The sequence below is a fragment of the Winogradskyella eximia genome, from assembly GCF_003386165.1.
GTDB lineage: Bacteria > Bacteroidota > Bacteroidia > Flavobacteriales > Flavobacteriaceae > Winogradskyella > Winogradskyella eximia.
On the sequence record NZ_QRDV01000019.1, the window covers coordinates 1 to 3,015 of the forward strand.

The window sequence follows — 3,015 nt, forward strand, 5'->3', positions numbered from 1 at the left end:
GTGAGCCTAAAATAATTGCCGTCTGGGATCCTAAATCGAACTCTTCAAATCCATCGTTGCTTTCGTCATCACATAATTCTAAATCTGAGGCTGGACTAACAGTAGGTTGGCCAGCAGCAGATATTGTAAATGACACAGTATCTACACACGTTTGAGTAACATCCGCTAAGCGCGCCCAAATAGTTTGAGGACTAGATATATTGGTATAAGGAATTGGCAATGCACCAACATTATCAATTGCATCTTGTTCCGTAAGGTGGTAACTAACAAAAAAGTCTAAAGGATCTTGTCCTCCTAAAATATCATCATCATTTTCTGACAAATAAAATTCCTCAGTACCAGTACCACTACAAATTAATATATTTTGAGCAGGACTAGCAGTTGGGCTGTTTCTAAATTCAATTAATATTGGATCTGCAGATCCTGTACATACACCCGAAAAATCAAAATCAGCATAATAAACACCTGGTTCGGTAACTGTAATTGTAGAAGATGTCTCTCCAGGGATTACAACATCGTCTTTATACCAAATATGAGTTGCTAATGAAAGTTCTGTATCTAAAATAATCTCCGTTCCATCACATTCCGCAGTACCTGCAGCAATGGTAATATCATCACCTAAATTTCCTCCTAAATTAAAACTACCAGCCTTTATGAATACACCAGAATCAAAACTATTATCTCTATCATCTGCAATAACCAATTTTATAGTATAAACCTCACCTGGAACAACTGCCGATTGAGCTGTAAAAACAGTAGTTCTACCATCAAATGCTATTGGAGGTCCAGAAGAAGGCGTATAAGCTCCAAAATATTCTTCATTTATACCACCACACGACGCACCATTATCGGGATGAATATTAGTAACTAAGATAGGCGTATTTGTACTAGGTAACACTGCTAAATTCGTCACATTACCCAAAGAATCTGTTAATAAAAATGCGAATGCATCAGAATAATTACATTCAAACGATCCCATATCGTACTCCTCTGACGCCATTAAAAAATCAAAACTAATACTATCTGCAAGTGGCGTAAATTCGAACTGTATATAGGTAGCATCGTTAGAATCAACACCCAAATAAGTATCTAAATCTGCATCACCAGCCCAAGATCCATCACTCAAATTAACATTATTTGGTCCTCCAGCTCTACTTGCATCACCTGTAGTAAGCAACAAACCATCTTCAAAAGGAAAATCAACTCCATTACTAAAAAAATAACCTATACCATTAGGTAATGTTGCATTGATAGTTGAACCTGTAGAAGCAATAATATTAGATACTGAAGCACAAGGGCTATCCACTAAAACATCTTGAATTAGTTGTTCTGGAGTAAAAGTTTCTTGGTCTACAACAACATTAGGCCCTAAAACAAAAACTGTAATTGTAGTTGTATCTGAACAGCCTTGCGGATTATTATCTGAGACAGTTAACGTTACAGTATAAGTACCAGCAGTTGCAAAAGTATGCGTAACATCTGCACCTGTAGCTAAATTAAAATCTCCGAAATCCCAATTGTAGGTTGCATCTGTATCATCAATTGAAAACGTAGCACTCCCAGAAAAATCAACGGAATCACCAGGTAAAATACCAATAACACCTGAAGCATTAGGGGCAGGATTTGAATTGCTTATAGATGCTACAATATCCTGACACGGTGTTGCACATAAAATATCAGCTTCCCATCCATCTATATTACCACTACTATTAGAAATAAATTCAACTGTTAAACAACCTGAAACATTAGTATCTGTAGCAGAAACGGCACCTACAGTGGCTGGTCCTTGAAAACTACCTATTAATGGAGCCGTTACATCATCTCCATCATAAATGTTCATAACATCTGGCTGCGCACCTAGCTGCGTAGTAAACGATGTAAAATTAAGAATAATGAATTCATCAGCATTTTGTGGACAAATAGTAGTTACAAGATTTTCATCATTTCCATAATTTCCAAACTCACCACCAGAATCATAAAATTTATCAGGAGCACATCGTGTAAAAGAGCCATTCTCCATCAATATATCTTGTGAAAAACTAAACGTTGATATGATTAATGTAAGAATATATAAAGTTTTTTTCATAGCTAATTTTCAATTAAATAATTCTTTTTCTTTTAGAGTAATAGAAAAACTTTTTTTTATTAGAATGGAAATTTAATCAAAATACATGAATCATCATACATTTTTCAAATGAGAAGCCTATTATTCATGTTTAAAAACACAAAAAGGTAATAATTATGCATTCAACTTTTATAATAAAAAAGGCCTGCATTAAAACCATAGCGCCTGCAATAATTATATATACTAGAACTTAAAAGTTCTCAAAAAACGCTAAATCTCTACGAAATATCTATTTTAAATATTTACGATATTTTCTTTATTGTACGACGCTTGTTTTTAAGAGAGCTTGATTTTGCATTGTATTTCACCTTTTTGTCCAAAAAATTTTTAATTCTTTGCATTAATTGAATTTTACTCCCTTGAGTAGAGAGTTCATTCGCTTTGCAAAATTCAATTAACTCAAACTTCAGCCAACAAGAACAGTTGAAACTACTTTTAGAGACTTCATTTTTTGTTCGTTCTGTTTGATAAAACATAAACACTTAATATTTCCAATTTAAAACATACTCCATCTAACTTTAACTCTAAAATAGAGGTAGACGAATATTAATTTTGACTAAATAATTTTTAAATTCCCTCTCTTACTCTGTCATTGGCGCACCGCTAACAATAAGGAATTCAGATCGTCTATTTTCAGCATGTTGTTCTTTAGTACAACCGGCAGAACAATCAATTTTAGGTTCAGATTCCCCTTTACCCGTTCCAGAGATACGAGATTCATCAATACCTTTAGAGATTACGTATTGCACTGTTGTTTTTGCTCTACGCTCAGAAAGACCAGCATTATATGCTTCTGGACCTCTTGCATCTGTATGTGATGTTGCATGAATCACTAGTTCAGGATATTTAGTCATAATCTGAACTAATTTATCTAATTCAAAAGCCGCTTG

3 protein-coding genes are annotated in these 3,015 nt (G+C 34.1%); all 3 read right to left on the bottom strand.

Annotated elements, in window-relative coordinates; all coding sequences use genetic code 11:
- Positions 1–2,086, bottom strand: a 2,086-nt coding sequence (locus DFQ10_RS18345; RefSeq protein ID WP_245940782.1) for a choice-of-anchor L domain-containing protein, incomplete at its 3' end; no start/stop codon positions are given.
- A gap of 281 nt (positions 2,087–2,367) precedes the next feature.
- A complete protein-coding gene (locus tag DFQ10_RS18800; protein ID WP_115818907.1) occupies positions 2,368–2,601 on the bottom strand; it encodes an SAP domain-containing protein in 234 nt (77 codons plus the stop codon).
- 105 nt (positions 2,602–2,706) lie between these two features.
- The coding region (locus tag DFQ10_RS18355) for an OmpA family protein (protein WP_147299257.1) at positions 2,707–3,015 on the bottom strand (309 nt) is incomplete at its 5' end.

What these genes read in the sequence shown, in the direction of transcription:
- DFQ10_RS18800 (WP_115818907.1), bottom strand. Translation starts at nt 2,601, where the DNA reads ATGTTTTATCAAACAGAACGAACAAAAAATGAAGTCTCTAAAAGTAGT.